Source organism: Paenibacillus sp. FSL R5-0623 (genome assembly GCF_037974265.1).
In the GTDB taxonomy this organism is placed as follows: Bacteria; Bacillota; Bacilli; order Paenibacillales; family Paenibacillaceae; genus Paenibacillus.
Window position 1 is genome coordinate 784,591 of sequence record NZ_CP150233.1, and the last position, 25,514, is coordinate 810,104.

The following is a 25,514-nucleotide window of genomic DNA, read 5'->3' on the forward strand; positions in this document are numbered from 1 at the left end:
TTCGTTTCGAATCTAGTTTTCAGAGAACAACTCTGAAATGTAAGCTACGCGTTTGGTGGCGATGGCGGAGGGGTTCCACACGTACCCATCCCGAACACGACCGTTAAGCCCTCTAGCGCCGATGGTACTTGGACCGCAGGGTCCTGGGAGAGTAGGAGGCCGCCAAGCAATAGAAAGACACACTTGAATGATTTCGAGTGTGTCTTTTTTATTTTAATCCTAAATACTTATATAAACCTTAACAGCCTTGGTTATTTACCAAGGCTGTTTTTTTATTTCAATATTTATGAGAATGTTAAATAATTGTTCGTCTCTCTATCATCGATTTAAGTACAACATCTCTCTAGCCTTTTATTTGGTTGCAAGCTTCCTCAAGGATTGTAAGGGAGTTCTGCAATGCACGCCGGCTTTCCGAATCAATGATGACTCCTTGTTTGTTCATTTTCAATGTAATATGAGGAATGATTAAGCAACCTTCCTGTAGAACTTGTGCATTGATCATGTTTAGTGTAAGCAACAAGGAAGCATGGGCTTTGTCACCTCCCATGGGACTTGGGGAAGCAGCGATGGCAATGGTGGGTTTATTGAGCCATTCTCCAGAAGATACAACCCAATCTAGTGCGTTTTTTAAGACCCCAGGAACGCCATTTCCATACTCTGGCGTGCAGATAAGGACACCGTCCGAATGCTTAAGTTGGACTCTCAAGTTCTGTACGGATACAGGGCCCTCCTCGATATCGAGGTCAGGGTTAAAATGCGGTAGATCATTTAATCCATCGTATACTTCAAACTTAAGGTTAGTGTGAGCGAGCTTAATCATGGCGTGCATTAGTAACGTATTGGAGGACTGATTGCGCAGGCTTCCGGAAATGGAAAGGATAGTTAATTCTTTTTTCATGGGTATAGATCATCTCTATTCTGTAGTAATGTAGGGCAATCTGTTTATTTTCCTCCTATTGGAATGAGCTGTCTATAAAAAACGCATTTAATTAAGGCATTCTTCATGTTAGTCAGTGGATATCCACAATTCTTCATCAAAAATGCATGCCATAGTTTGTATTACTCTGGGTAATAGGATGAAGCGATCACTTACAATAAACAACTGACGAAAGAAACGTAATAAATATTTTTTAAAATTAGTACCAAGTACTAAGACTTAGTGCTATAATGATAAAAAACAAGTGAGGTGACTACCGGTATGATTCATCAATCAAAGGCAACCATCACGGCAATGGGGACATATGTACCGGATCGAATATTAACGAATGCTGATCTGGAGAAATTAGTCGAGACAAGTGACGAATGGATTGTGCAACGTACAGGCATGAGGGAACGGCGAATTGCAGCTGAAGATCAATTTGTATCTGACCTGGCTACGAAGGCTGTAGAAGATATGATACGTCGTTATGATGTAAGTGTTGAAGATGTGGATATGATCCTTGTGGCTACAAGTACACCTGAATATGCCTTCCCAAGTACGGCATCCAGAGTACAGGCTAATCTTAAGATCCCACACACGGGCGTACTGGATTTAAATGCTGCATGCGCAGGTTTTACCTACGGACTACAGCTAGCCGACAGTCTGGTGACCAGTGGAATGTACCGCAAAGTACTGGTTATTGGAGCAGAGACATTATCCAAAATTACGGATTACACAGATCGCACGACTTGTGTACTATTTGGTGATGGAGCGGGGGCCTTCTTGGTGGAGAGATCATCGGGTGCTGAAGGTGACTTTATGGCAGCCATATCAGGTACTCATGGAGAAGGCGGTGTACATCTCTATAAGAGTGGCTTGTCTTCGGAGATGAATGGTGTGCCTTTACAGGGCGAAGGTTGTTTAGTTCAGAATGGGCGAGAGATTTATAAGTGGGCTGTACGGACGATTCCAGAGCAAGTGGGTAAACTTATAACGAAAGCTGAATTAAACCCTGACCAGATTGACTGGTTTGTCCCGCATAGTGCCAACATGAGAATGATTGAAGCTGTTTGTGAACGTGGTCCGGTTCCTTTGGAACGTACTTTAACCAGTGTCGAGTATCGGGGGAACACATCTGCCGCTTCCATTCCGCTAGCTTTACAGCTTGCAGTGGATGAAGGTAAATTGAAAGAAGGACAGAGTGTAGCTCTATTTGGCTTTGGCGGTGGTCTGACGTACGCAGGTCTGGTGCTGAAATGGGGCGTGCCGGACAGGGTTCAGGAATGAGTAACATCCGACGGTATGCAACACAAAAATAAATAGAGAACATAAAAGAGACCACCCAAACTTCATGCAGTCATGAAGAAGGTGGTCTCTTTAGTGGGTTAACTCGTTCCAAAAAAAGTGATAGGATTGCAATTATTTTTTGTGTTAACTGGAATTGCTTAATCCCATAAATATTTTACGGCGTAAGCTTAGGCGCTTGGCGGTGATGAGTCCCTTGTTCGTAGCTGTAAGCAAGCTTGATCAAGGTACCTTCATCAAAGGCACGACCCAAGAACTCCATGCCTACTGGCAGACCTTCTGTTGTGAAACCAGCAGGTACAGTAATCGCCGGGAAGCCGGAGAAAGGACTCAATCGGTTGTTACCACCGGAGTTTTGTCCTTCGCCAATAACACCAGCGGCTTGTGTGGACGTAGGATAGATGATGGCATCCAGATTATTATCTGCCATAACTTTCAGCAGGGACTCACGTGTCACTTGGGTACGTTTCAGGACGATGTCCTTGTACTCTGTAGTCTCCAATGTTTGGCGTGCATCCCGAGTTTTCATGGATTGCTCCTGAGACTTGTCGAACTCTCCGGAAGCGATGATCTCGGACAGACTGTGATATGGAGCATCTGCGCCCAATGAGTCCAGATAGTCATTCAGTTGGAACTTGAATTCATATCCGCTGAGACTTGGGTATTTGTTGATCTCAGTCAAGTTCGGGATGGAAATGGGAACTGCGGTAGCACCCAGTGACTTCAATTCTTCCACAGCCATGTTGATCACGTCAGCAACGGCTTTTTCTTCAGCTTTGGTACTTGGGATAAGTTCTGTGGCCACACCGATACGTGCACCTTTCAGTCCGTTTACATCCAAGAAGTCTGTATAGCTGGAAGGGATTTTTCCTACCGCGTAAGCTGTAGCAACATCTTTTTTGTCATATCCGGCTGTAGCATCCAACATGATTGCAGCGTCACTAACCGTACGAGCCATAGGTCCACCTACATCCTGTGTCAAAGCCAATGGGATAATGCCTTCACGACTGGACAGTCCGATGGTTGGGCGGATACCCACAAGGCTGTTGAAGCTGGATGGGATACGGATCGAACCACCAGTGTCTGTACCCATGCCGGCTGCTGCAAAGTTAGATGCAATGGCTGCACCTGTTCCACCGCTTGAGCCACCTGGATAATGGTCCAGGGCGTAAGGGTTCAGTGTTTGTCCACCCAATGAGCTGGATGTCGTGATACCAAATGCGAATTCATGCAGGTTTGTTTTGCCCAAAATAATGGCGCCAGCAGCTTTGAGCTTCTTCACTTGTTCAGCATCGTGAGCAGGAATGGAATCTTTCAGACAGATACAGCCAGCAGTTGTTGGCATGTCATTGGTATCGAAATTATCTTTCACCAGAATCGGAACGCCATGCAGAGGTCCGCGGGCACCTTGAGCTGCACGTTCTTCATCCAATTGCTCCGCAATTTGGAGCGCATCCGGGTTCAGTGTTAAGACCGCGTTGATGCTTACACCTTGATCATCGTATTTTTCAATACGGTCCAGATATTTCTGAACCAGTTCTTTTGATGTCAGTTTTCCTTGCGTCATTGCGGCCTGGAGATCCATAATGGTTGCTTCCTCCAGGACAAATGGTTTTATGTAGTTATAAATGCGGTCTTTCAATATGGAGAGGTCATTCTCCGTAAGTACAGCGTTTGGAAGGAAGAGTGATTCAGTATAACCTTTCATCAATCCCGAAGTGTTCAATGCACCGACAGCACCTGCGAACATAGCTTCATCCGGGACATCCTTGAATGATTCGGTAGTCGAATCCAGCTTGAGCCATTGTTGCAAGGCAACCGCAGCATCTTTACGTTGTACGGTTGTGCCGGAGAGCTTGTCCATGGTAAAAGGAACACCTGCAAGTGTAGCCGCATCTTCCATAGCCTGAACAAATGCTGCCGGGGTAGCTGGCGCTTTTCCTTTGGATACAGCTGCTACTGTTGTTTTACTCGTAGGCGTTGCCGTTGCGGCTGATGCCGAAGGCAACGTTCCTCCCCAAGTTGTGGCAACAACAGCACCTGCCAGTAACAAAGCCCCACTTTTTTTCAATACAGATCCATGATAAGTCATGCATCCACGCTCCCTTCCTGTGTCTCATTGATGTGTGTAGCAGCGATTCTGTTTCTATGCTTTTGACACATTGTATAGTTATGTTAGGTAATCTTACAAGGTTTGTATTTATCCAAAAAAACGTATACATCAATACTTTACAGTGTTAATACTTATTCATTCTTCTGTTTACATGTACTCAGAAAAACTATTACATATTTTAATGTTAATAAATATAACATAGGTTTGATATGTTGATTAAATATGAGGTTACAGAATGCGAGTAGGTTAGGAAGTAGAGATGACAGAGCATACCTTTACCGTGAAATGATATAATGAAAAGATAGGAATAAAAGAGACATAACGTTCTACCAGAGAGGAAGAGATATGAAGTGAAGACATTGGTACTCGCAGAAAAACCATCTGTAGCACGCGAAATAGCCAGAGTTATGGGTGCGCGTGATAAACATAAAAGTTATATGGAAGGCCCGAAATATATCGTTACCTGGGCGCTTGGACATCTGGTTGGATTAGCTGAACCGGAGGATTACGACAAGAAGTATGCAACATGGAATCTGGAGGACCTGCCCATTCTGCCAGATCGTACGAAATTGAAAGTACTTAAAGAGACCAACCATCAATATAAAGCGGTGCAGCAGCTGATGAAACGTCAGGATGTAGGTGAGCTGGTCATTGCCACGGATGCAGCACGGGAGGGAGAATTGCTGGCCCGTTGGATCATGCAGATGGCGGGGTGGAAAAAACCTTTTAAACGCCTGTGGATCTCATCCCAGACAGATAAGGCGATCAAAGACGGATTTGCTTCGCTGAAGCCAGGCGGTCAGTTCGACCGTCTCTATGAATCTGCACGTTGCCGTGCGGAAGCCGACTGGATGATTGGACTTAACGTGACCCGTGCACTAACCGTTCGTTTCAATGCGCAGTTATCAGCTGGACGGGTACAAACCCCGACATTAGGCATGATTATGGACAGGGAAAATGAAATTAATGGTTTCCGCTCGCAGGAGTATGAAACGTTAACGGCAGATTTGGGAGGTTTTCAGGCTGTGTGGCGGGCAGCTGGAGGAGATTCACGAATTTTCGACCCTCAGGAAATGCAAGAATTGAAGAAGCGGGTAGATGGGCGCAATGGCACGATTGCCCAAGTGAAGAAAAGCGAGAAAGTAGAGCCACATCCACTGGCATATGATCTGACGGAACTGCAACGGGATGCCAACCGGAAATATGGTTTATCTGCAAAGCAAACATCGAATGTCCTGCAACGTCTCTACGAACAGCACAAGCTTGTGACATATCCGCGTACAGACAGTCGATACCTGACTTCGGACATGACAGCTACGTTGAAAGAACGGTTGGATAGTGTAGCCATCGGACCTTATGCGTCTTTGGCACGTCCTTTGCTGCGCAAAAATCTGAATATCACCAAACGTATTGTGGATGACAGCAAAGTTACGGATCACCATGCGATTATCCCCACGGAGCAGACGGTGCTTCTGAATCAACTGAATCCGGAGGAACGCAAATTGTACGATCTGATCGTGCGTCGATTTATCAGCCTGTTCTATCCGGCAGCGAAGTACGATTCGGTTGCGATCACGGTCCAGGTGGGGAATGATTCCTTCCATGTCAAAGGAACAACAGTGAAAGAGAGTGGATGGCGTGAAGTATACGGCGGTGATTACAGCGATGATGACGATGACCGTGCTGATGATGCAGCAGACCATGAGCGTGCGCTTTTGCCAGATGTACAGCAAGGACAGTCCGTGATGGTTCAGCGTTGCCATATCAAAAGTGGACGGACGATGCCGCCCAAACGGTATACCGAAGCCGCTTTGCTTTCCCAGATGGAAAAGCATGGACTCGGCACTCCGGCTACACGTGCGGATATTATTGAGAAGCTGGTCAGTTCCGATACAATAGATCGTCAAGGTAACAGCATGCACCCGACTGGCAAAGGTAAACAGTTGATTGAACTGGCTGCTCCGCAGCTTCGTACACCGGATCTGACTGCTCGCTGGGAAGCTGAGCTGGAACGCATCGCTCGTGGGCAAGGGAAACCAGGACCATTTCTGGATAGTATCCGATCCATGGCAAAAGAGCTGGTGTCTACGGTAAAAGGCAGCAAAGCGGAGTACAAGCCGCATAATGTGTCCAATAGCCATTGTCCGGACTGTAACGCACGGTTGTTGGAGAAGAAAGGCAAGCGCGGCAAGTTTCTTGTATGTCCTACCGAGGACTGTGGGTATCGTCGTTCGGCAGAAAAAAGATTGTCCAATCGTCGTTGTGCGCAGTGCCACAAAAAGATGGAAATCAAAGAAGGTAAGGCGGGGTTATACGTACAATGTCTACCTTGTGGTATTACAGAAACGTTGGATAAGGATAAACAGCATGTGAACAAACGCGATCAGCAAAAGCTGGTGAAACAATATGCGAAGCAGGAGTCCATTGGGTCTAACCTTGGAGATCTGCTGAAGGCGGCTATGGAGAAAAAGGGAGAGTAGAGCAAGCTCTGAGTTAGCGCAGATCGCATCACGCATGTAATGCTAGTTGCGAATAACTGACGTTATGGAGAGGGATTGCTGCGCGTATCCCTAATCATACATGTGATGCGGTATAAGATCCTCTGTTTTCAGGCAACGTAAGCCAAGGAGGTGATACCCATATGCCGCATAATAAACCCGAAAAGATCCATAACCAGCAGAACAAAGATAGCATTCGGGAAGAAAACATCGCTGTTCGTCCAGCCAAAGCAGCCAAAAGAGTACCAAGTCTGAATGGTATTCCCAAGCAGGAGTCCTAGGTCAGAGTGAGTTAGCGTTTATACACCAATTTCCGGTTCCCTACCCGGTGCGTTGAACATGTCTCGAATGAGGACTATAATGGAGACAGGGAGATGTCCCGGGACAGGGGGATCGCTAGAATTATATGCAAACCGGACTTATATTGTGGTTTTTATTTATTAATGTAGTTGGTTATCTGGTGATGTCCGATGATAAGAGGCGTGCACAACAGCGTCGTGACCGTACACCTGAACGGACGTTATTCTTGCTTGCATTTATAGGCGGAGCTCTGGGAGTCTGGATCGCGATGTATCGGAAAAGACATAAAACTAAACATCCCAGCTTCACCATTGGTATTCCATTGTTGTTATTCTTGAATGCGGTAATCTACGGTTACTTTATTCAATGAACACATGCGTAACCTTTCATACTGTGGTCTCATATGTAAATTCATTCGTATAAATGGTTCATTGTGGCTCTGGAACGTTTAAGGAGTTACATGGTTCTGTTATTTAACTGTTAGTTTATTACATGTCAGACCGAAGCTTGCTTCGCGTGCTCTACATATAAAGGAAGGGACGGGATTCACATGTTATTTTCCAAAATATTGGTGGCTTATGATGGTTCCAAAGCTTCAAATAAAGCACTTGATCGTGCGATTGAGCTAGCGAAAGTGTCCCCGAATGCAGTACTGGATGTCATTCATGCTTTTGATTTCCCGCGTGTATTCATCGGTGAGGGGTTGGCTCCACTGCCACCTTCACTTAATAATGACTACTACAATCTGGCAGTACAGACGACAGATGAAGCGAAAGAACGAATTCAGGCTGCTGGTGTAACAGCCAATGTGGACCTGATTCAAGGGGCTGCTGCGGAAGTGTTACTTGATTTTGCCAAAGAAAATGATTCTGATATCATTATTATTGGTAGCCGCGGACTGGGTGGTATTCGGGAATTTGTCCTGGGTAGTGTCAGTCACAATGTGGTGCAGCATGCGCAGGTTCCAGTACTGGTCGTAAAATAATAATGGATGAAGTGTGTACGCACTGAAAAACAGGAAGCCGGTTGTCTTCGAGAGATTGAAGAGGAGCCGGCTTTCTTTTATGGGATGAAATGGATGGTTAAGCGAATTTAAAGAAGCAATTCCCGAACATTATATTTGTCAATATGTTAAATGTTCGTCTTTAAGTTGACATTAGCTGTAGGGGATTGTTAGAATGTTAGATGTGTCGATCAGGTAAGAATAAGGTCGAGTAGGAACGAAATATGTAATAAGAGATTACAAAAATGAACGAAGATAGTTTGATAGATATTTGCTCGTATAACGCCGGGAATAGGGCCCGGAAGTATCTACCCGGGAACCGTAAATTTCCGGACTACGAGGAGATACGGCTGAGAGTCGCATGCAACCAGATGCGGACAGCAAGCCCCTTTTGGCATGCCCAAATGAGGGATACGTATTTCTTGGAGTCCGGTGTCCGGAGAAAATGTGATGTTTTCGCGGGTAGCGGATTTTTTCATTTCACACGAAATAAGAGTCACTAATAGTCAGATGTAATCAAAAAAGCTCAGACGGGAGTTGGATGTATTCATGTCACTGCAAGTCGCTGTAATTATGGGCAGCAAGTCGGATTGGGAAACGATGAAACATGCGTGCGAGGTGCTGGACGAGCTGGAGATTGGGTATGAGAAAAAGGTGGTCTCCGCCCATCGTACACCGGATCTGATGTTTGAATACGCAGAGCAGGCGATTGATCGGGGAATCAAGGTGATCATTGCAGGCGCAGGCGGGGCAGCACACCTACCAGGTATGGTAGCAGCCAAAACGATGCTTCCGGTCATTGGCGTTCCGGTTCAGTCCAAAGCATTGAACGGTCTCGATTCCTTGTTGTCCATTGTTCAGATGCCTGGTGGTATTCCCGTTGCAACTGTGGCGATTGGCAAGGCAGGGGCAACGAATGCAGGATTGCTGGCAGCTCAAATGATCGGTGCATTTGACCCGGATGTCCAACGTCGCTCTGAAGCTCGCAGAGAGCGCATCAAACAAGAAGTACTCGAAAGTAGTGAAGAACTATGAGTAGCACAGGGAAGCAATCCGGTATAGCAGAAGAGCTGAAAAAAGTCCTGCTGCCCGGGAAAACAACCATCGGCATTCTTGGAGGCGGACAGCTCGGACGTATGATGACGCTCGCAGGAACGGCAATGGGGTATCGATTCGTTACTCTTGATCCCGCTGCGGATGCACCTTGTGGTCAAGTTGCTCGTCAGATTGAAGCAAGATATGACGATGCCAAAGCTGCACTTGAACTGGCTCGGCAATGCGATGTCATTACGTATGAATTCGAAAATGTGGATGCAGAAGTCGCTGGGCTGCTCGAGCGTGAGTCTTACGTTCCACAAGGAAGTGCGTTACTGTACACCACACAACATCGTTTGCGTGAAAAACGTGCGATCGAAGCCGCTGGAGTAAGAGTCGCGCCTTATCGTGAGATCACAAGTGCGGATACGATGCTTGCTGCTGTTAGCGAACTTGGAGTGCCATGTGTACTGAAGACGGTGACTGGAGGCTACGATGGCAAAGGTCAACGGGTCATCCGGGAAGCAAGTCAGGCTGTTGCGGCATACGAAGAACTTGCAGCTACTGGTGCGGAACTGCTGTTGGAACAATTCATCAAGTTTGAATGTGAGATTTCGGTCGTTGTAGCGCGTAGTACAAATGGGGAGATCAAAACGTTCCCGCCAGCGGAGAACATTCATGTGAACAACATTTTGCATGCTTCAATTGTGCCGGCTAGAGTTGCCACAGACATCCAGATTGAAGCGCAAAAGCTGGCAGCAGCGGTGGCAGAATCAATGAAGGCTGTTGGGCTGCTGGCTGTGGAACTGTTTGTAGCGGCGGATGGAAGACTGTACGTCAACGAACTGGCACCAAGACCGCATAATTCTGGTCACTATACGATGGAAGCTTGTGCGACTTCTCAGTTCGAACAACATATCCGTGCGATCTGCGGATTACCACTCGGGGACACTTCGTTATTGAGTCCGGTTGTTATGGTCAATGTGCTTGGAGAACATCTGGAAGGCATTATCGCCAGAACAGGGCAACCTGATGCAGAGGCGATAGAACTCGGTGTGATTCCCAAGCTTCACATATATGGTAAAACCGAAGCAAAAACAGGACGGAAGATGGGGCATGTGAATCTGCTCTGTCAGGATGTTGAAGAAGGATTGCAATGGATTGAACAAATTAACCTCTGGAGGAATACAAATTCATGATTGAACGTTATAGCAGACCCGAAATGAGAGCCATCTGGACCGAAGAGAACAAATTCCAATCGTGGCTGGAAGTTGAAATTTGTGCATGTGAGGCGTGGGCTGAACTGGGTGTTATCCCTAAGGAAGAAGCAGCATTGCTTCGTCAGAACGCATCTTTTGACATCGATCGCATCTATGAGATTGAAAAGGAAACACGTCATGACGTTATCGCATTTACACGTACGGTATCTGAAAGTCTGGGTGCGGAGCGGAAATGGGTGCACTACGGACTGACTTCCACAGATGTCGTGGATACGGCTCTGGGTTATGTACTGCGTCAAGCGAATGAGATTCTGGAAAAGGATATCGTGAATTTCATTGAAATTCTGCGTGAAAAAGCACTGGCTTATCAGCACACGCCAATGATGGGACGTACACACGGGGTACATGCAGAGCCAACAACATTTGGACTGAAAATGGCGTTGTGGCATGAAGAAATGAAACGGAACCTGGAACGTTTCCGTCATGCAGCAGATAATGTACAATACGGCAAAATCTCAGGCGCAGTAGGAACGTACGCGAACATTGATCCGTTTGTCGAAGAGTTTGTCTGCGAGAAGCTGGGCACGAAACCTGCGCCGATCTCAACTCAAACATTGCAACGTGACCGTCATGCGGAGTATATGGCTACACTGGCGTTGATCGCAACGTCCTTGGACAAGTTTGCTACAGAGGTACGTGCGCTGCAGAAGAGTGAGTTCCGTGAAGTGGAAGAAGCTTTTGCTAAAGGTCAAAAAGGATCTTCCGCGATGCCGCACAAGCGTAACCCAATTGGTAGCGAAAACATCTCTGGTCTGTCCCGCGTCATTCGCGGACATATGGTATCGGCATACGAGAACGTAACGCTCTGGCATGAGCGCGACATCTCACATTCTTCCGTAGAACGTATCATTCTGCCGGATGCAACGATGCTGCTGAACTACATGCTGAACCGTTTTGGTAACATTGTGAAGAACCTGACAGTATTCCCTGAAAACATGAAACGCAACATGGAGCGCACCTATGGAGTACCATTCTCCGGTCGCATCATGACAAAGCTGATCGACAAAGGATTCAGCCGTGAGCAAGCGTACGATACCGTTCAACCACGTGCGATGCAAGCATGGGAAGAACAACGCCAGTTCCAGGATATCGTGAAATCCACACCGGAAATCACGGAAGTGCTGAACGAAGAAGAAATCGCAGATGCATTCAACCCATCATGGCACCTGAAGCACGTAGACACCATCTTCAAAAAGCTGGGCTTAAACGACTAATATATAACTCCCATAAGGCTATAGCGCAGAATGATGGTTTTGCAGGGAACGCAGAGACAGAAATAAGCTGAAGAAGCGAAGCTAAAAGCTTTCTGAAAGAAAGCTACTTCGGAAGCATACGCTGCGCCTTTATCAAATTTAGAACAAGTTTTACTCCCTAAAAGTATAGGTTGATTATGTGTTCACGCTGGAACGGAGAAGGCAGGAAAAACCTGAAGAAGCAAAGCGCTCGCCTTTATCCCCGGATTTTCACTTTGCAAAAGTGGAATCAAAAAATCTGGGGGTAACAGCGATCGGAAGGTTGTTCTGCATTCGTAGTGGCCCCGCGTGAAGAGGGGAATTGGACGTATACTTTACATCTCCTGAAAGAAGGTGAGCCCATGGCACTGTCCACTGCGGCAGATCTCGTTAAAGCACCTCTGTTATATAAAGGAAAAGTACGTGAATTGTACGATTTGGGTGAACATTTTCTAATCGTGGTTACCGACCGAATCTCGGCATTTGATTACGTGCTGGACCCAGCAGTTCCCGAGAAAGGAAACGTACTGAATAAACTCAGCAGCTTCTGGTTCGAACTGACGGGTGACATGATGGAGAATCATGTGGTTCATACCGATGTGAATCAACTGGGTGACCTCATCACAGACCCTGAATTGCTCAAAGACCGCATCATGGTAACCCGCAAAGCAGAACGCATTGATATTGAATGTGTCGTGCGTGGATACATCACTGGTGGGGGATGGAGACAATACGAGACGAGTGGTGAAGTGAATGGCATTAAACTGCCTGATGGACTTCGCAAAAACGCCAAGCTTGAAGTTCCCATTTTCACACCGGCAGCCAAAAACGATGTTGGTCACGATGAGGACATCCCAATGGATCGCATGAAAGAACTGGTGGGAGACGGACTTGCAATGGAGCTTCAGGAAAAAAGCTTGCGCCTGTATGAATTCGCCCGCGATTACTGTGATCAACGTGGCATCATTCTTGCAGACTGCAAATTCGAGTTTGGCATCGTGGATGGCAAGGTCATCCTGATTGACGAAATCTTCACCCCAGATGCTTCACGCTTCTGGGCCAAAGAGAATTATGAACTCGACATCGAGATCGACAGCATGGATAAAGAGCCAGTGCGCACCTATCTCGCAGGAACCGATTGGGACAAGAACAGTAAACCTGATCCACTCCCACAAGAGGTAGTTGAAGCAACAACCGCAAGATACGTCGATATTTATAACCGTTTAACAAAATAATAACGTTTGAGCGAGAGCTATGGGAAAGTTTGGCTTTCGATCGCTGTTGCCCCCGGAATGTTTTGATTGGAATCCTTTTTTCAAAAGGAAACATTCCGGTTGCAAAGGCGAGCACTTCGTTTCTCTTGCTCAAAACTTTCCCTCCGCCAGTGTTCAAACTGGTGGGTGAGGCAATGAAGAGCGGTGGCTTCCCACAGGTAGGGAAAGCCTGAGAAATTAAGAGAATTAAATTCACTAATTACTAAAGTAACTTAAAGACCATTCACCATTCACTGTTTTGAAGGAATGGTCAGGCTAGACCATTACCCACCGTGCAACGTAAAGGTTTAGGCCTTTAAAAAACGTCGCATGGACTAGCGGAGGGGCGGAATTGTTCTTAAAGGAGCGATAGCGTTCGCCTTTGTCCCCGGGTTTTGACCGCACAGCGGGCCAAAACAATACAAAAAACCTGGGGACAACAAGCGACCGGAAGAACAATCCGCCCCGGAGCAAGCGCCCCAAGTCACCTTTTTTAACAGCGTAAAGCATTTATCCCGTTCATTACTGAGGAGGAACATAAGGATCATGATCAAAGCAACCGTATATGTCACTATTAAGCAAAGCGTACTCGACCCGCAAGGCGTAGCTGTTCAAGGAGCCCTGCATTCCATGGGATTCAACGAAGTGGAAAGTGTACGGATCGGTAAAGTCATGGAACTGAACCTGGATACAACAGATCGTGCGGAAGCGGAGAAACGATTGAAAGTCATGTGTGAAAAGCTGCTGGCCAACACCGTTGTTGAAGATTACCGCTACGAATTGGAGGGTTAATCTCATGAAATTTGCAGTTCTTGTGTTCCCTGGCTCCAACTGCGACATCGACTGTTACAAGGCAGTGGAAGATGCCATTGGGCAAGAGGTTGATTATGTATGGCACACGGCTACAGATCTTTCGGCTTATGATTGTATTTTAGTTCCGGGTGGTTTCTCTTATGGTGACTACTTGCGCTGCGGAGCGATTTCCCGCTTTGCACCGGTAATGAACGAGGTAGCGAAAGCTGCTGAACAAGGTAAATATATTTTGGGTATTTGCAACGGGTTCCAGATCCTGACAGAAGCGGGATTGCTTCCAGGTGCATTGATCCGTAACACTTCCCTGAAATTCCGTTGTCACGATACGGTATTGAAAGTGGCAAACGCAGATACACCATTTACACGTGACTATGTACCCGGCGAAGAGATTATCATCCCGATTGCTCACGGTGAAGGAAACTATTATTGCGACGAGGAGACACTCGCGAGTCTGCAAGCGAACAACCAGATCGTATTTACTTACGGGACCAACCCGAACGGTTCCCTGGGTGATATTGCAGGAGTCTGTAACGAGGCTGGAAACGTGGTCGGCATGATGCCGCATCCAGAGCGTGCAGTGGACTCACTGTTTGGTTCGGAAGACGGCAAACGTATGTTTACATCTATTTTGAAAGCATGGAGGGATCGGCATGACGCAGCAGCTATCCGCTAAGGAACCAACAGCAGAACAGGTCGCAGAACATAAACTTTACGCACAAATGGGCGTATCTGACAGCGAGTATGAGCTGATCTGTGAGTTCATGGGGCGCAAGCCAAACTACACGGAAATTGGTGTGTTCAGTGTAATGTGGTCCGAGCACTGTGCTTATAAAAACTCCAAGCCATTGCTGCGCCGTTTCCCAACCACTGGACCACGTGTCCTGATGGGACCTGGTGAAGGTGCCGGTATCGTGGATATCGGTGATAACCAGGCCGTTGTATTCAAAATTGAAAGCCATAACCATCCTTCCGCGGTTGAGCCTTATCAAGGTGCGGCAACAGGTGTGGGCGGCATTATCCGTGATATTTTCTCCATGGGTGCAAGACCGGTAGCAATACTGAACTCCCTTCGTTTCGGCAAGCTGGAGAGTGATCGCGTTAAATATTTGTTCGAACATGTGGTAGCGGGTATTGCTGGATACGGTAACTGTATCGGTATTCCTACCGTTGGCGGCGAAGTGATGTTTGATGAGAGCTATGAAGGCAATCCGCTGGTTAACGCCATGTGTGTGGGTCTGATTGATCATGACAAGATTCAGCGCGGTGTAGCTAAAGGTGTAGGTAACCCGGTTTACTATGTGGGCCCGCCAACAGGCCGGGATGGTATTCATGGAGCAACCTTTGCATCGGTTGAACTGACGGAAGAATCCGAGTCCCAACGGACAGCGGTTCAGGTCGGTGACCCGTTTATGGAAAAACTCGTCATGGAATCATGTCTGGAATTGATCGACACGGGTATCGTGCTCGGTATTCAGGATATGGGTGCTGCGGGTCTGACATGTTCGAGTGCAGAGATGGCAAGTAAAGCGGGTAACGGTCTGGAACTGTATCTGGATCAGGTGCCACAGCGTGAAGAAGGCATGACGCCTTACGAGATGATGTTGTCCGAGTCCCAAGAACGGATGTTGTTCGTTGTTGAGCCGAAGGATGAGGCGCAGGCGATGGAAATCTTTGAACGTTGGGGCGTAATCTGTGCCAAAGTTGGTAAAGTAACGGATGATGGTCGTCTGAAATTGATCCACCACGGCGAAGTGGTCGGAGATATGCCGGTAACGGCTTTGGTTGACGAATGCCCAGTGTATGACAAACCTTCTTCTGTACCTGCCTACTACGAGCAAAGTGCTTCCATCGACACGCTTCGTTACGACGAAGTGTCGGATCTCGGCGGAGCGTTGAAACAAGTGCTGGCTTCACCAACAGTAGCAAGTAAAAAATGGGTGTATGACCAATACGACTACATGGTGCGTACAAGCACTGCCGTTCGTCCGGGTTCGGATGCAGCCGTAGTTACGATTCGTGGCACACGCAAAGGTCTCGCGATGACAACGGACTGTAATGGACGTTATGTGTACCTTGATCCAGAAGTTGGTGGACGGATTGCCGTAAGTGAAGCAGCGCGTAACATTGTATGTTCCGGTGCTGAGCCGCTGGCGATTACGGACAACCTGAACTTTGGTAACCCGGAGAAGCCGGATATTTTCTGGCAAATGGAGAAAGCGGTAGACGGTATGGCGGAAGCTTGTCGTGTGCTGGATACGCCGGTTATCGGTGGTAACGTAAGTCTATATAACGAAAACGCCAAAGGCTCCATCTATCCAACGCCAGTTGTCGGTATGGTAGGTCTCGTTCATGATACGGATCATATCACGACACAAGCATTCAAATCCGAAGGTGATGTTATCATCCTCCTCGGTGAAACAAAAGCTGAACTGGGTGGCAGCGAACTGCAATACGCGGTTCATGGTCAGACGGAAGGTCGTCCACCAGAACTGAACTTGCAAACGGAAAAAGCGTTGCTCAGCACGGTCCTGGAAGCTATTCAATCCGGTCTCGTTCGCTCTGCACATGACTTGTCTGAAGGTGGCTTGGCTGTTGCACTCGCAGAGTCTTGTATCAGCGGTAACGTAGGAGCACAGGTGAATGTGGAGACTGCATTGCGTGCAGATCACGCCCTGTTCAGTGAGAGCCAATCCCGTATCTTGTTGTCGGCTACGCCAGAGCAAGCGGGTAAACTTGAAGCATTTGTACGTGAGCGCGGTGTACCTGTAGCTGTGATTGGATGTGTAGAAGGAAGTAACTTGACGATTGAATTGAACGGAACATCAGCCGTGAGCGAACCTGTAGGAGGTTTGGCTCAGGTCTGGGAGGATGCGATTCCATGTCTCATGAACTGACGACAGGACCATTGTGGACAGGCGATTATTATAATGAAGGGTCCGGCAAGGAAGGACTCGACAAATTGAAAGAAGAATGCGGCGTGTTCGGGGTGTTCAGACACCCTGACGCGGCTTCGCTCTCTTATTATGGACTGCATGCACTGCAACATCGGGGCGAAGAAAGTGCAGGCATGTGTGTGAGTGATGGCAGCCAGTTTAACTATCATCGCGGTATGGGCCTGGTGAAGGAAGTGTTCACCAAAGACCTAATGCAGACGTTGACCGGGGATATTTCCATTGGACATGTCCGTTATTCAACAAGTGGTGACAGTAAACTGACGAACGCACAGCCATTGGTATTCAAATACCGTGATGGCGATTTGGCAGTAGCAACCAACGGAAATATTGTGAATGCACCAACGATTCGGCGTGAGCTGGAGCAGAGCGGGTCCATTTTCCAAACAACGAGTGATACCGAGGTCATTGCGCATCTGATTGCACGATCCTCCAAAGGGCTTGTGGAAGCGGCAAAAGAGGCGTTCCAGCGCATTGTGGGTGGTTATGCATTTCTGATCATGACCAATGACAAGCTGCTCGTGGCTTCCGATCCGCACGGACTTCGTCCGCTGACGATGGGGAAGCTGGGAGATGCGTATCTGTTTGCATCCGAGACCTGTGCACTGGAAACAATCGGCGCAGAGTTGATTCGTGATATCGAGCCGGGTGAACTGCTTGTGCTGGATGCGGATGGTCTACATGAAGATCGCTTCGATCATCATAAACACCGCAAGGCGCTGTGCGCGATGGAATATATATATTTTGCTCGTCCGGATAGTGATATGAATGGTACGAACCAGCATGCGGCCCGTAAACGGATGGGAAGCCGGATGGCGATTGAGTCGTTTGTGGATGCGGACTTGGTTACGGGGGTACCAGATTCCAGCATCTCGGCAGCAATTGGATACGCTGAACAGACAGGTATTCCGTATGAGATGGGTATGATCAAGAACAAATACACCGGACGTACGTTTATCCAGCCAAGCCAGGAACTGCGGGAGCAGGGTGTGAAGATGAAGCTGAGCGCTGTACGTCGCGTTGTGGAAGGCAAACGTGTGGTCATGATTGATGACTCCATCGTACGGGGAACAACCTCCCGTCGGATCGTGAACATGCTGCGTGATGCAGGAGCTACCGAGGTCCATGTGCGAATTACATCACCACCTTTCAAAAACCCATGTTTCTACGGTATTGATACGCCTGACAGCCGTGAATTAATTGCTTCACAGTTGTCGGTGGAAGAAATTTGTCGTGAAATTAATGCGGACTCCCTGGAGTTCCTTAGTCCCGATGGACTGATTGCATCAATACAGGGAGATAATCAGGATGATCCCAAGGGCGGGCTTTGTCTCGCATGTTTTGATCATGATTACCCAACCCGCCTCGACTTTGGTGGCGAAGAAAAATTCGGCTGCAGCTGTTAGTTGTAAAGCCCCGCCTTGCGGAGCAACAGGGGCCAGGCAGCCAGGCGAAGCAGCTGCCCAGCGGGCTTGCCCCGCAGCGTAGCTGAGCGAGGTTCGCCGACCGATGGCTTGCAGCCAACGGAATCGGCGAACAATCCCGCGAGATCACGCACGAATCAACCATAGCAAGATCACACCAGCCACCTCTGCACCGCTTTTTTTGGCGGGTGTCCAGAGGGCCTGCCAAGGTCCTATGGGGTCCTCCCGGGCGGGAGGATTTAGGTGGGGCGAAAAAAAAGGAGATGATTCCACTTGTCTGAAGCATATAAAAAGGCCGGCGTTGATATCGCGGCAGGTAATGAAGCGGTTGAACGGATGAAAAAACACGTGAAGCGTACCTTCCGTCCGGAAGTGATGACGGATCTGGGTGGATTCGGTGCCCTGTTCGGTTTGAACAAAGATAAATACGATGAGCCGGTGCTTGTATCCGGTACGGATGGTGTAGGCACCAAGCTGAAAATTGCATTTGCCATGGACCGTCACGATACCATCGGAATCGACGCGGTAGCGATGTGTGTGAACGACATTGTGGTACAGGGTGCAGAACCACTTTTCTTCCTTGACTATCTGGCATGTGACAAAGTCATTCCTGAGAAGATCGAAGCTATTGTTGCGGGTATCGCTGAAGGCTGTCATCAATCGGGTTGTGCGCTGATCGGTGGCGAGACGGCAGAGATGCCGGGCATGTACAGTGAAGGCGAATACGATATTGCCGGATTCACGGTGGGCATCGTGGACAAAGCAAAGATCATCAACGGTACAACCATCGTCCCTGGCGACACAGTGATTGGACTTGCTTCAAGCGGTGTGCATAGTAACGGATTCTCGTTGGTACGCAGACTTTTGTTGGAAGATGCAGGACTTGATCTGCATGATGAAGTAGCGGAACTGGGCGGTAAGCTGGGTGATTCTCTGCTAGAACCTACAAAGATCTATGTTAAACCTCTGTTGTCCCTGCTGGAAAAGGTCAAAGTAAAAGGCATGGCACACATTACAGGTGGCGGCTTCATCGAGAATATCCCACGTATGTTGCCTAGCAACGTGAATGTGGATATTGACTACGGTTCTTGGCCGATCCTGCCGATCTTCAACCTGTTACAGGAAAAGGGTGCTGTCTCGAACCGTGACATGTTCACCACATTTAACATGGGTGTTGGGCTTGTACTGGTCGTTAATGAAGCAGATGCAACGGAAGCACTGCAACAATTGAAAGCATCAGGTGAAGAGGCGTACATCATTGGCCGTGTTACCGAAGGAGATGCGCGAGTAACCTTCACGGGAGCGGATGTTTAATGGCGAACTACCGCATAGCTGTATTTGCCTCGGGTGAAGGGACTAACTTTCAGTCATTGGTCGATGCAGTACGGAACGGTGGGCTGAATGCATCCGTAGATCTGCTCGTGTGTGATAAACCGTCTGCACGTGTTGTGCAGCGGGCACAGGACGCAGGCGTGGACTGTCATCTGTTTACTCCGAAAAATTATGCTTCCCGTGAAGCCTATGAGGCAGAGATCGTGGAAGTGCTTGAATCCAAAAAGATCGATTTGGTCGTTCTTGCGGGGTATATGAGATTGCTGACTTCTGTTGTGGTGGACCATTACGCAGGGCGGTTGATTAACATTCATCCGTCCTTGCTACCGGCATTTGCAGGCAAGGATGCAATTGGACAGGCTCTCGAATATGGCGTGAAAGTTACGGGTGTGACCGTGCATTTTGTAGACGGAGGCATGGATACCGGACCGATTATTGCCCAGCATCCGGTTCCCATTTTGCCAGAAGATACCCCTGAAACCATCAGCCGTTCCATTCATGCGGCCGAACAGCAGTTATACCCCGAAGTTGTTTCCTGGTTCGCGCAAGGTCTGGTTCAGTTAGACGGACGTCACGTTACAGTACAGAAACCGGTTTGATATAAGTTGAATTTTTTTACACATTAACGGAGCGGACAGAAAAAACCTGAAAAAGCGAAGCTAAAAGCTTTCTGAAAGAAAGCTGCATCGGAAGCATACGCTTTGCCTTTATCACTGGATTTTTAACATTGAGAAATTGTTTAGAAAATCTTGGAATAACAGTGATCGGAAGATTATTCTGGACTCGTAGTGTTTTAGTGTGAAAATCCATTTATCAACTGTATAACAGAAGTCGAATATTGGTACGCATTTTGTGATATTTCTCGGGAAATAAATCGGCTGTGTTTCGTCAGGAAACGCGAAGCCATGGGATATTAAAGGAGGAGCATATTGTGAGTATCAAAAGAGCGCTGGTCAGCGTATGGGATAAAACAGGCATCGTGGACTTTTGCCGCGAGCTGTCGCAAATGGGTGTGGAGATTATTTCGACAGGAGGTACAAGCAGCCTGTTGTCGAAGGAAGGCGTACCTGTCATCGGAATTTCGGATGTGACCGGATTTCCTGAAATCATGGACGGACGTGTCAAAACATTACATCCAGCAGTGCATGGTGGGTTGTTGGCTGTTCGTGATAGCGAAGAGCATAAGCGTCAGATGGAAGAGAACGGACTGGATTATATCGACCTCGTTGTCGTAAACCTGTACCCCTTCCAAGATACCATTGCCAAACCGGATGTTACGTACGAAGACGCGATTGAGAACATCGATATCGGTGGTCCAACCATGCTTCGTTCTGCTGCCAAAAACCATGCTTTTGTTAGTGTCGTTGTGGACACAGGAGATTACGGCAAGGTGCTTGAAGAAGTGCGCAGCAATGGAGATACCACACTCGAAACACGCAAACGGCTTGCGGCAAAAGTGTTCCGCCATACAGCGGCTTACGATGCAGTTATTTCTGACTATCTCTCCAACCTGAACGGTGATCCACTGCCAGAGCGTCTAACGGTTACTTACGAAAAACTCCAGGATTTGCGTTATGGCGAAAATCCACACCAGCAGGCGGCATTTTACCGCAAACCGCTGGCTGCACAAGATACGTTGACAACAGCCGAGCAATTGCATGGCAAAGAATTGTCTTACAATAACATCAACGATGCGAACGCAGCATTGCAGATTGTCAAAGAGTTTGAAGAACCAGCCGTTGTCGCGGTTAAACATATGAACCCATGCGGCGTAGGTATTGGCGCAAGTATCTATGAAGCTTACAGCAAGGCATATGCTGCAGATCCAACGTCTATCTTTGGTGGAATCGTGGCAGCAAACCGCATTATCGACAGCGATACAGCAGGCAAATTGAGCGAGATTTTCCTGGAAATCGTACTTGCTCCTGACTTTACACAAGAAGCTCTCGATATCCTGACGAAGAAGAAAAACATTCGTTTACTCAAAACGGGTGAGTTGAATGCTGCTCGTAAACGGGAGAGCCAATTCGTGGTAACGTCCATCGACGGTGGTATGATCGTGCAACAGTCCGATGTACACTCCATCGAAGCGAGCGAACTGAACGTGGTAACGGATCGTGCGCCATCGGAAGAAGAACTGAAACAGCTGTTGTTTGGCTGGAAAGTAGTTAAACACGTGAAATCCAACGCGATTGTACTTGCTGCGAATGACATGACGGTGGGTGTGGGCGCTGGACAGATGAATCGTGTGGGTGCAGCCAAAATTGCGATTGAGCAAGCGGGCGAGCAAGCAAAAGGTGCTATTCTGGCATCTGATGCGTTCTTCCCAATGGGTGATACGCTGGAACTGGCAGCAAAAGCCGGAATTACAGCAGTGATCCAACCGGGTGGTTCGATCAAAGACGAAGAATCCATCAAAGTAGCCAATGAATACGGAATTGCCATGGTCTTCACAGGCGTTCGTCACTTCAAACACTAGAACGAAAAAGGTTTAAATAAGGGGTGTCGCCAGTCATACTTATGACTTATGGTACACCCCCTCTTTTTTAGGTTTTTCAACACGCATTAGCGTAATAAATCCAGTTATGCACGGAGGGGGAACAGAACGAATGGATATTCTGGTAGTAGGCGGCGGTGGCCGGGAGCATGCCATCATCTGGGCGCTGGCAAAGAGTCCAAAGGTAGACAAGATTCACTGTGCACCGGGAAATGCAGGCATTGCTCAGCTCGCTGAGTGTCATGCCATTGCGGTAAATGAATTCGATAAACTGACGGCTCTTGCTGTAGAGCTTAAAGTGGGTCTGGTGGTTATTGGTCCGGATGATCCGCTTGCCGATGGGATCGTGGATGCATTTGACGTGACAGGTATTCCGGTATTCGGACCCCGTCGTAGTGCAGCAGAGATCGAGGGAAGTAAAACGTTCATGAAGGATCTGCTGCACAAATACAACATTCCAACCGCAGCCTATGAGAAATTCGACAACTACGAACAGGCTCAAGCATACCTGAATGAGCAATCAATCCCGGTTGTCATCAAGGCAGATGGTTTGGCAGCGGGCAAAGGTGTGACGGTAGCTTATTCGCGTGAAGAGGCTGATCAGGCACTTCGCAGTATTATGGTGGACAAAGTATTTGGTGAAGCAGGAGCCAAAGTGATTATCGAGGAATTCCTCGCAGGACAGGAAATGTCGATTCTGGCTTTTGTCGATGGGGAGACGGTTCGTCCAATGGCGGCAGCACAGGATCACAAACCTGTATTCGATAATGATCAGGGGCCAAACACAGGCGGTATGGGTACATATTCACCTTTGCCACACATTCCTGCATCCATTATTGAAGAAGCCGTAGAGACAATCATCAAACCAACAGCCAAGGCCATGGTATCCGAAGGGCGTCCGTTCCAAGGCGTGTTGTTCGCCGGGCTGATGATTTCACCAGATGGTAAACCTAAAACGATTGAGTTCAACGCACGTTTCGGTGATCCCGAGACACAGGTTGTTTTGCCACGATTGAAGAGTGACCTGTTCGATATCTTCTGGGCAACCGTTCATGGCAAGCTGGCAGACATTGAAATTGAATGGAGCGATGAAGCCGCAGTATGTGTGGTGCTTGCTTCAGGAGGTTATCCGGGTCCTTATGCCAAAGGCGTAGTCATTGAAGGTCTCGATCAAGTGCAAGATGCCGTGGTATTCCACGCAGGTACAGCGCGTAGTGAAGCAGGAGACTGGGTCACGAATGGTGGACGGATCCTGGGCGTAGTTGGCCTTGGCGCGGATATTGCAGAAGCTAGAAACAAAGCCTACGCACAGGCGGAATGTATCCATTTTGATGGCAAACATCAGCGAACGGATATTGCTACCAAAGCACTGGTGTAGAATGAATATTAAGAGCCCGTAAAGATGTGCGCCGTAAGGTTGTTGCATCCTGCGGGCTCTTTGCTACGTATATAGATGTATCTTGTGCAAATGGCCGGACTTGTCCATACGAGAGAGAATATGGGTAAGATGCAAAACGGGATTAAAATCAGGGAGTTCAGGCATGTTTAATGCCCTAAAGTAAGGGGTAGTATTTTTATAAATTGGATTATACTAAACATGTGAAGATTATCACATTACGAGGTAATATCAATCATATTATATAGAGCACGTAACATACATAGAGACTAATTTGTGAACATTAAACTGTAAGCTTGTGCCAAACCATAACGTGCAACTGGATGGTTGTGCTGGAATCATGGTATACTTTTCGGAAACAGGAATGCGTATGAGGGGAGGTGGATATCTATTGGGTAGGCGATATTGTAAATTGTCCAAATGGCGAATCTAGGTGGAGTTAAGCGAGGAACAATTGACAGCATGAGGGGTAACCCGATTTGAATGAAGAAGTTTCTGCAAGTCATTGACTTCATCTTGAATTCCTGTTTTGTATTTTACAAGGTCAAACCGTATGACATATACAAATATGATCATTATTCGATTTCATATAAGGCATACGCCATGATGAACGACAAACAGCGGATGAATGGTTAACGTAGTTAACGGATCACGCTGTAACTATCTCTGGAGGTGAATCCCTGAGAACCGGGGAAATCATTGGACATAATTACCATATTGAATATCGCATTACTTATTATCTTGATTGCATTGACTGCATTTTTCGTAGCATCTGAATTTGCTGTAGTCAAAATTCGTACATCAAGAGTGGATCAACTGGTCGCGGAAGGCAATAAAAAGGCTGTACTCGCCAAAAAAGTTGTCTCGGACCTGGATTATTATCTGTCAGCCTGTCAGCTCGGTATTACGGTCACCGCACTGGGACTGGGTGCACTCGGAAAACCGACGGTTGAGAGATTGTTATATCCGGTATTCAATTATTTAGACATACCTGCTTCAATCTCGTCGATTGCTTCTTATGCGATCGCCTTTATACTCGTTACGTTCTTGCACGTGGTTATTGGTGAGATGGCACCCAAAACGCTGGCGATTCAGTTTTCTGAAAAACTGACGTTGATGCTCTCCCCATCGCTATACTGGTTTGGTAAAGTCATGTACCCATTCATCTGGGCGCTTAATGGAGCCTCCCGTGTTCTTCTGCGGGGATTCGGTGTGAAGCCTGCCGAACATGATCAAGCCTACTCGGAGGACGAGATCAGAATCATTATGAACCAGAGTTATGAAGGTGACGAGAACAACAAGACCAAGCTTTCATATCTGGAAAATGTATTTGTGTTCGATGAACGTGATGCCAAAGACATCATGGTCCCGCGCACGGAACTGGTGACATTAAGTCAGGATATGACCTATGACGATATTATTCCTATATTGGATGAACATAACTACTCACGTTACCCTGTCATCGAGGATGGGGACAAAGACCGCATTATCGGCGTTGTGAATGTGAAAAAGATTTTGCCTGACATGGTAGCCGCAAGATCATATCAGCTAAGCGAGTTCGTTCGTGAGATCCCATTTGTTTCCGAAGTTACAAGTATCCAGGATGCGATGATTAAAATGCAGCAGGAACGTGTACACATGGCTGTAGTCGTGGATGAATACGGCGGCACCTCGGGAATCATTACGATGGAGGATATTCTGGAGGAACTGGTCGGTGAGATTCGTGATGAATTCGATGCTGATGAGGTAGCGGATATCCAAGAGACCGGAGAGAATCAATATCTCATTAATGGCCGGGTACTTTTGGATGAACTGGAGCGGCAGTTCGGGCTTAGTTTTGAAGGAAATGAAGAGATGGATACCGTGGCCGGATGGATTCAATACCAGAAGGGTGTAGGTGTGGAAAAAGGCGACACGGTAGAACACGGCGATTATGTCTGGACCGTTGTTGATACCGAAAATTATCACATCAAACAAGTTCTTCTGGAACGAGTGAGCGGCGCGCAGGTTGAGGAAGCTACAAGCGATCTGGCGTGATCTTGGTTGGTTCGATCTGACTGTAATCTAGGGTTTGACTGCCTATTTGGCTACTGACCTCAGAATTTAAAACGTTTTGGCAACGTAACAGTGTAGGGGACGGAATCGATTCTGAAGAAGCGTAGC

21 protein-coding genes, 1 rRNA gene and 1 riboswitch are annotated in these 25,514 nt (G+C 47.6%); of the genes, 20 read left to right on the top strand and 2 right to left on the bottom strand.

Annotation, left to right across the window (positions count from 1 at the left end; all coding sequences use genetic code 11):
* Window positions 1-51 precede the first annotated feature (51 nt).
* Window positions 52-168, top strand: a 5S ribosomal RNA gene (gene rrf, locus MKY92_RS03680).
* A gap of 175 nt (window positions 169-343) precedes the next feature.
* Here the strand turns inward: rrf and MKY92_RS03685 are convergent.
* Window positions 344-898 (bottom strand): NADPH-dependent FMN reductase, encoded by a 555-nt coding sequence (locus MKY92_RS03685; protein ID WP_339299200.1) that lies wholly within the window; start codon window positions 896-898, stop codon window positions 344-346.
* A gap of 300 nt (window positions 899-1,198) precedes the next feature.
* Between MKY92_RS03685 and MKY92_RS03690 the strand changes: the two genes are divergently transcribed.
* Window positions 1,199-2,206, top strand: coding sequence for a ketoacyl-ACP synthase III (locus MKY92_RS03690; RefSeq protein WP_339299201.1), 1,008 nt, complete (start codon window positions 1,199-1,201; stop codon window positions 2,204-2,206).
* 175 nt (window positions 2,207-2,381) lie between these two features.
* Here the strand turns inward: MKY92_RS03690 and MKY92_RS03695 are convergent, their stop codons facing one another.
* Window positions 2,382-4,316, bottom strand: coding sequence for an amidase family protein (locus tag MKY92_RS03695; RefSeq protein WP_339299202.1), 1,935 nt, complete (start codon window positions 4,314-4,316; stop codon window positions 2,382-2,384).
* A gap of 371 nt (window positions 4,317-4,687) precedes the next feature.
* Between MKY92_RS03695 and MKY92_RS03700 the strand changes: the two genes are divergently transcribed.
* The 18 genes from MKY92_RS03700 (at window position 4,688) to MKY92_RS03785 (ending at window position 25,388) form a co-directional block, all read left to right on the top strand.
* Window positions 4,688-6,817, top strand: a complete 2,130-nt coding sequence (locus MKY92_RS03700) for a DNA topoisomerase III (protein WP_339299203.1) — start codon at window positions 4,688-4,690, stop codon at window positions 6,815-6,817.
* 161 nt (window positions 6,818-6,978) lie between these two features.
* The gene (locus tag MKY92_RS03705) at window positions 6,979-7,116 is read left to right on the top strand and encodes a hypothetical protein (RefSeq protein ID WP_186327993.1); all 138 of its coding nucleotides are present in this window, start codon (window positions 6,979-6,981) and stop codon (window positions 7,114-7,116) included.
* Window positions 7,117-7,241: 125 nt separating this feature from the next.
* Window positions 7,242-7,505, top strand: a complete 264-nt coding sequence (locus tag MKY92_RS03710) for a DUF1294 domain-containing protein (RefSeq protein ID WP_017690702.1) — start codon at window positions 7,242-7,244, stop codon at window positions 7,503-7,505.
* Between the two features lie 180 nt (window positions 7,506-7,685).
* The gene (locus tag MKY92_RS03715) at window positions 7,686-8,120 is read left to right on the top strand and encodes a universal stress protein (RefSeq protein WP_076215141.1); all 435 of its coding nucleotides are present in this window, start codon (window positions 7,686-7,688) and stop codon (window positions 8,118-8,120) included.
* Window positions 8,121-8,393: 273 nt separating this feature from the next.
* A riboswitch (purine riboswitch) is annotated at window positions 8,394-8,495 on the top strand.
* A gap of 192 nt (window positions 8,496-8,687) precedes the next feature.
* Window positions 8,688-9,173, top strand: a complete 486-nt coding sequence (gene purE / locus MKY92_RS03720) for a 5-(carboxyamino)imidazole ribonucleotide mutase (protein WP_339299204.1) — start codon at window positions 8,688-8,690, stop codon at window positions 9,171-9,173.
* Window positions 9,170-10,372 (top strand): 5-(carboxyamino)imidazole ribonucleotide synthase, encoded by a 1,203-nt coding sequence (gene purK / locus MKY92_RS03725; RefSeq protein ID WP_339299205.1) that lies wholly within the window; start codon window positions 9,170-9,172, stop codon window positions 10,370-10,372. Before purE ends, purK begins: the two co-directional genes overlap by 4 nt.
* Window positions 10,369-11,667, top strand: coding sequence for an adenylosuccinate lyase (gene purB / locus MKY92_RS03730; protein ID WP_036668399.1), 1,299 nt, complete (start codon window positions 10,369-10,371; stop codon window positions 11,665-11,667). The genes purK and purB overlap by 4 nt, the downstream gene beginning before the upstream one ends.
* A gap of 380 nt (window positions 11,668-12,047) precedes the next feature.
* Window positions 12,048-12,920, top strand: a complete 873-nt coding sequence (locus MKY92_RS03735; protein ID WP_339301672.1) for a phosphoribosylaminoimidazolesuccinocarboxamide synthase — start codon at window positions 12,048-12,050, stop codon at window positions 12,918-12,920.
* A 564-nt stretch (window positions 12,921-13,484) separates the two neighbouring features.
* The gene (gene purS / locus MKY92_RS03740; protein ID WP_017690695.1) at window positions 13,485-13,730 is read left to right on the top strand and encodes a phosphoribosylformylglycinamidine synthase subunit PurS; all 246 of its coding nucleotides are present in this window, start codon (window positions 13,485-13,487) and stop codon (window positions 13,728-13,730) included.
* Window positions 13,731-13,734: 4 nt separating this feature from the next.
* A complete protein-coding gene (gene purQ / locus MKY92_RS03745; RefSeq protein WP_339299207.1) occupies window positions 13,735-14,424 on the top strand; it encodes a phosphoribosylformylglycinamidine synthase subunit PurQ in 690 nt (229 codons plus the stop codon).
* Entirely contained in the window at window positions 14,402-16,645 is a 2,244-nt protein-coding gene (gene purL, locus MKY92_RS03750) for a phosphoribosylformylglycinamidine synthase subunit PurL (protein WP_339299208.1), read from the top strand. Before purQ ends, purL begins: the two co-directional genes overlap by 23 nt.
* Window positions 16,630-18,108: an amidophosphoribosyltransferase gene (gene purF / locus MKY92_RS03755; RefSeq protein WP_036606069.1), complete on the top strand. Its 1,479-nt coding sequence runs from the start codon at window positions 16,630-16,632 to the stop codon at window positions 18,106-18,108. Before purL ends, purF begins: the two co-directional genes overlap by 16 nt.
* Before the next feature lie 291 nt (window positions 18,109-18,399).
* A complete protein-coding gene (gene purM, locus MKY92_RS03760; RefSeq protein WP_339299209.1) occupies window positions 18,400-19,440 on the top strand; it encodes a phosphoribosylformylglycinamidine cyclo-ligase in 1,041 nt (346 codons plus the stop codon).
* A complete protein-coding gene (gene purN / locus MKY92_RS03765; RefSeq protein WP_339299210.1) occupies window positions 19,440-20,057 on the top strand; it encodes a phosphoribosylglycinamide formyltransferase in 618 nt (205 codons plus the stop codon). The genes purM and purN overlap by 1 nt, the downstream gene beginning before the upstream one ends.
* A gap of 332 nt (window positions 20,058-20,389) precedes the next feature.
* Window positions 20,390-21,937, top strand: coding sequence for a bifunctional phosphoribosylaminoimidazolecarboxamide formyltransferase/IMP cyclohydrolase (gene purH / locus MKY92_RS03770; protein ID WP_339299211.1), 1,548 nt, complete (start codon window positions 20,390-20,392; stop codon window positions 21,935-21,937).
* 130 nt (window positions 21,938-22,067) lie between these two features.
* Window positions 22,068-23,333, top strand: coding sequence for a phosphoribosylamine--glycine ligase (gene purD / locus MKY92_RS03775; RefSeq protein ID WP_339299213.1), 1,266 nt, complete (start codon window positions 22,068-22,070; stop codon window positions 23,331-23,333).
* A 501-nt stretch (window positions 23,334-23,834) separates the two neighbouring features.
* On the top strand, window positions 23,835-23,987 hold the full coding sequence (locus MKY92_RS03780; protein ID WP_339299214.1) for a hypothetical protein: 153 nt from the start codon (window positions 23,835-23,837) through the stop codon (window positions 23,985-23,987).
* A gap of 63 nt (window positions 23,988-24,050) precedes the next feature.
* Complete coding sequence (locus MKY92_RS03785; RefSeq protein ID WP_339299215.1) at window positions 24,051-25,388, top strand: hemolysin family protein; 1,338 nt, start codon at window positions 24,051-24,053, stop codon at window positions 25,386-25,388.
* Window positions 25,389-25,514 lie beyond the last annotated feature (126 nt).

What these genes read in the sequence shown, in the direction of transcription:
- MKY92_RS03685 (WP_339299200.1), bottom strand. Translation starts at nt 898, where the DNA reads ATGAAAAAAGAATTAACTATCCTTTCCATTTCCGGAAGCCTGCGCAAT.
- MKY92_RS03690 (WP_339299201.1), top strand. Translation starts at nt 1,199, where the DNA reads ATGATTCATCAATCAAAGGCAACCATCACGGCAATGGGGACATATGTA.
- MKY92_RS03695 (WP_339299202.1), bottom strand. Translation starts at nt 4,316, where the DNA reads ATGACTTATCATGGATCTGTATTGAAAAAAAGTGGGGCTTTGTTACTG.
- MKY92_RS03705 (WP_186327993.1), top strand. Translation starts at nt 6,979, where the DNA reads ATGCCGCATAATAAACCCGAAAAGATCCATAACCAGCAGAACAAAGAT.
- MKY92_RS03710 (WP_017690702.1), top strand. Translation starts at nt 7,242, where the DNA reads ATGCAAACCGGACTTATATTGTGGTTTTTATTTATTAATGTAGTTGGT.
- MKY92_RS03715 (WP_076215141.1), top strand. Translation starts at nt 7,686, where the DNA reads ATGTTATTTTCCAAAATATTGGTGGCTTATGATGGTTCCAAAGCTTCA.
- purE (WP_339299204.1), top strand. Translation starts at nt 8,688, where the DNA reads ATGTCACTGCAAGTCGCTGTAATTATGGGCAGCAAGTCGGATTGGGAA.
- purK (WP_339299205.1), top strand. Translation starts at nt 9,170, where the DNA reads ATGAGTAGCACAGGGAAGCAATCCGGTATAGCAGAAGAGCTGAAAAAA.
- purB (WP_036668399.1), top strand. Translation starts at nt 10,369, where the DNA reads ATGATTGAACGTTATAGCAGACCCGAAATGAGAGCCATCTGGACCGAA.
- MKY92_RS03735 (WP_339301672.1), top strand. Translation starts at nt 12,048, where the DNA reads ATGGCACTGTCCACTGCGGCAGATCTCGTTAAAGCACCTCTGTTATAT.
- purS (WP_017690695.1), top strand. Translation starts at nt 13,485, where the DNA reads ATGATCAAAGCAACCGTATATGTCACTATTAAGCAAAGCGTACTCGAC.
- purQ (WP_339299207.1), top strand. Translation starts at nt 13,735, where the DNA reads ATGAAATTTGCAGTTCTTGTGTTCCCTGGCTCCAACTGCGACATCGAC.
- purL (WP_339299208.1), top strand. Translation starts at nt 14,402, where the DNA reads ATGACGCAGCAGCTATCCGCTAAGGAACCAACAGCAGAACAGGTCGCA.
- purF (WP_036606069.1), top strand. Translation starts at nt 16,630, where the DNA reads ATGTCTCATGAACTGACGACAGGACCATTGTGGACAGGCGATTATTAT.
- purN (WP_339299210.1), top strand. Translation starts at nt 19,440, where the DNA reads ATGGCGAACTACCGCATAGCTGTATTTGCCTCGGGTGAAGGGACTAAC.
- purD (WP_339299213.1), top strand. Translation starts at nt 22,068, where the DNA reads ATGGATATTCTGGTAGTAGGCGGCGGTGGCCGGGAGCATGCCATCATC.
- MKY92_RS03780 (WP_339299214.1), top strand. Translation starts at nt 23,835, where the DNA reads ATGAAGAAGTTTCTGCAAGTCATTGACTTCATCTTGAATTCCTGTTTT.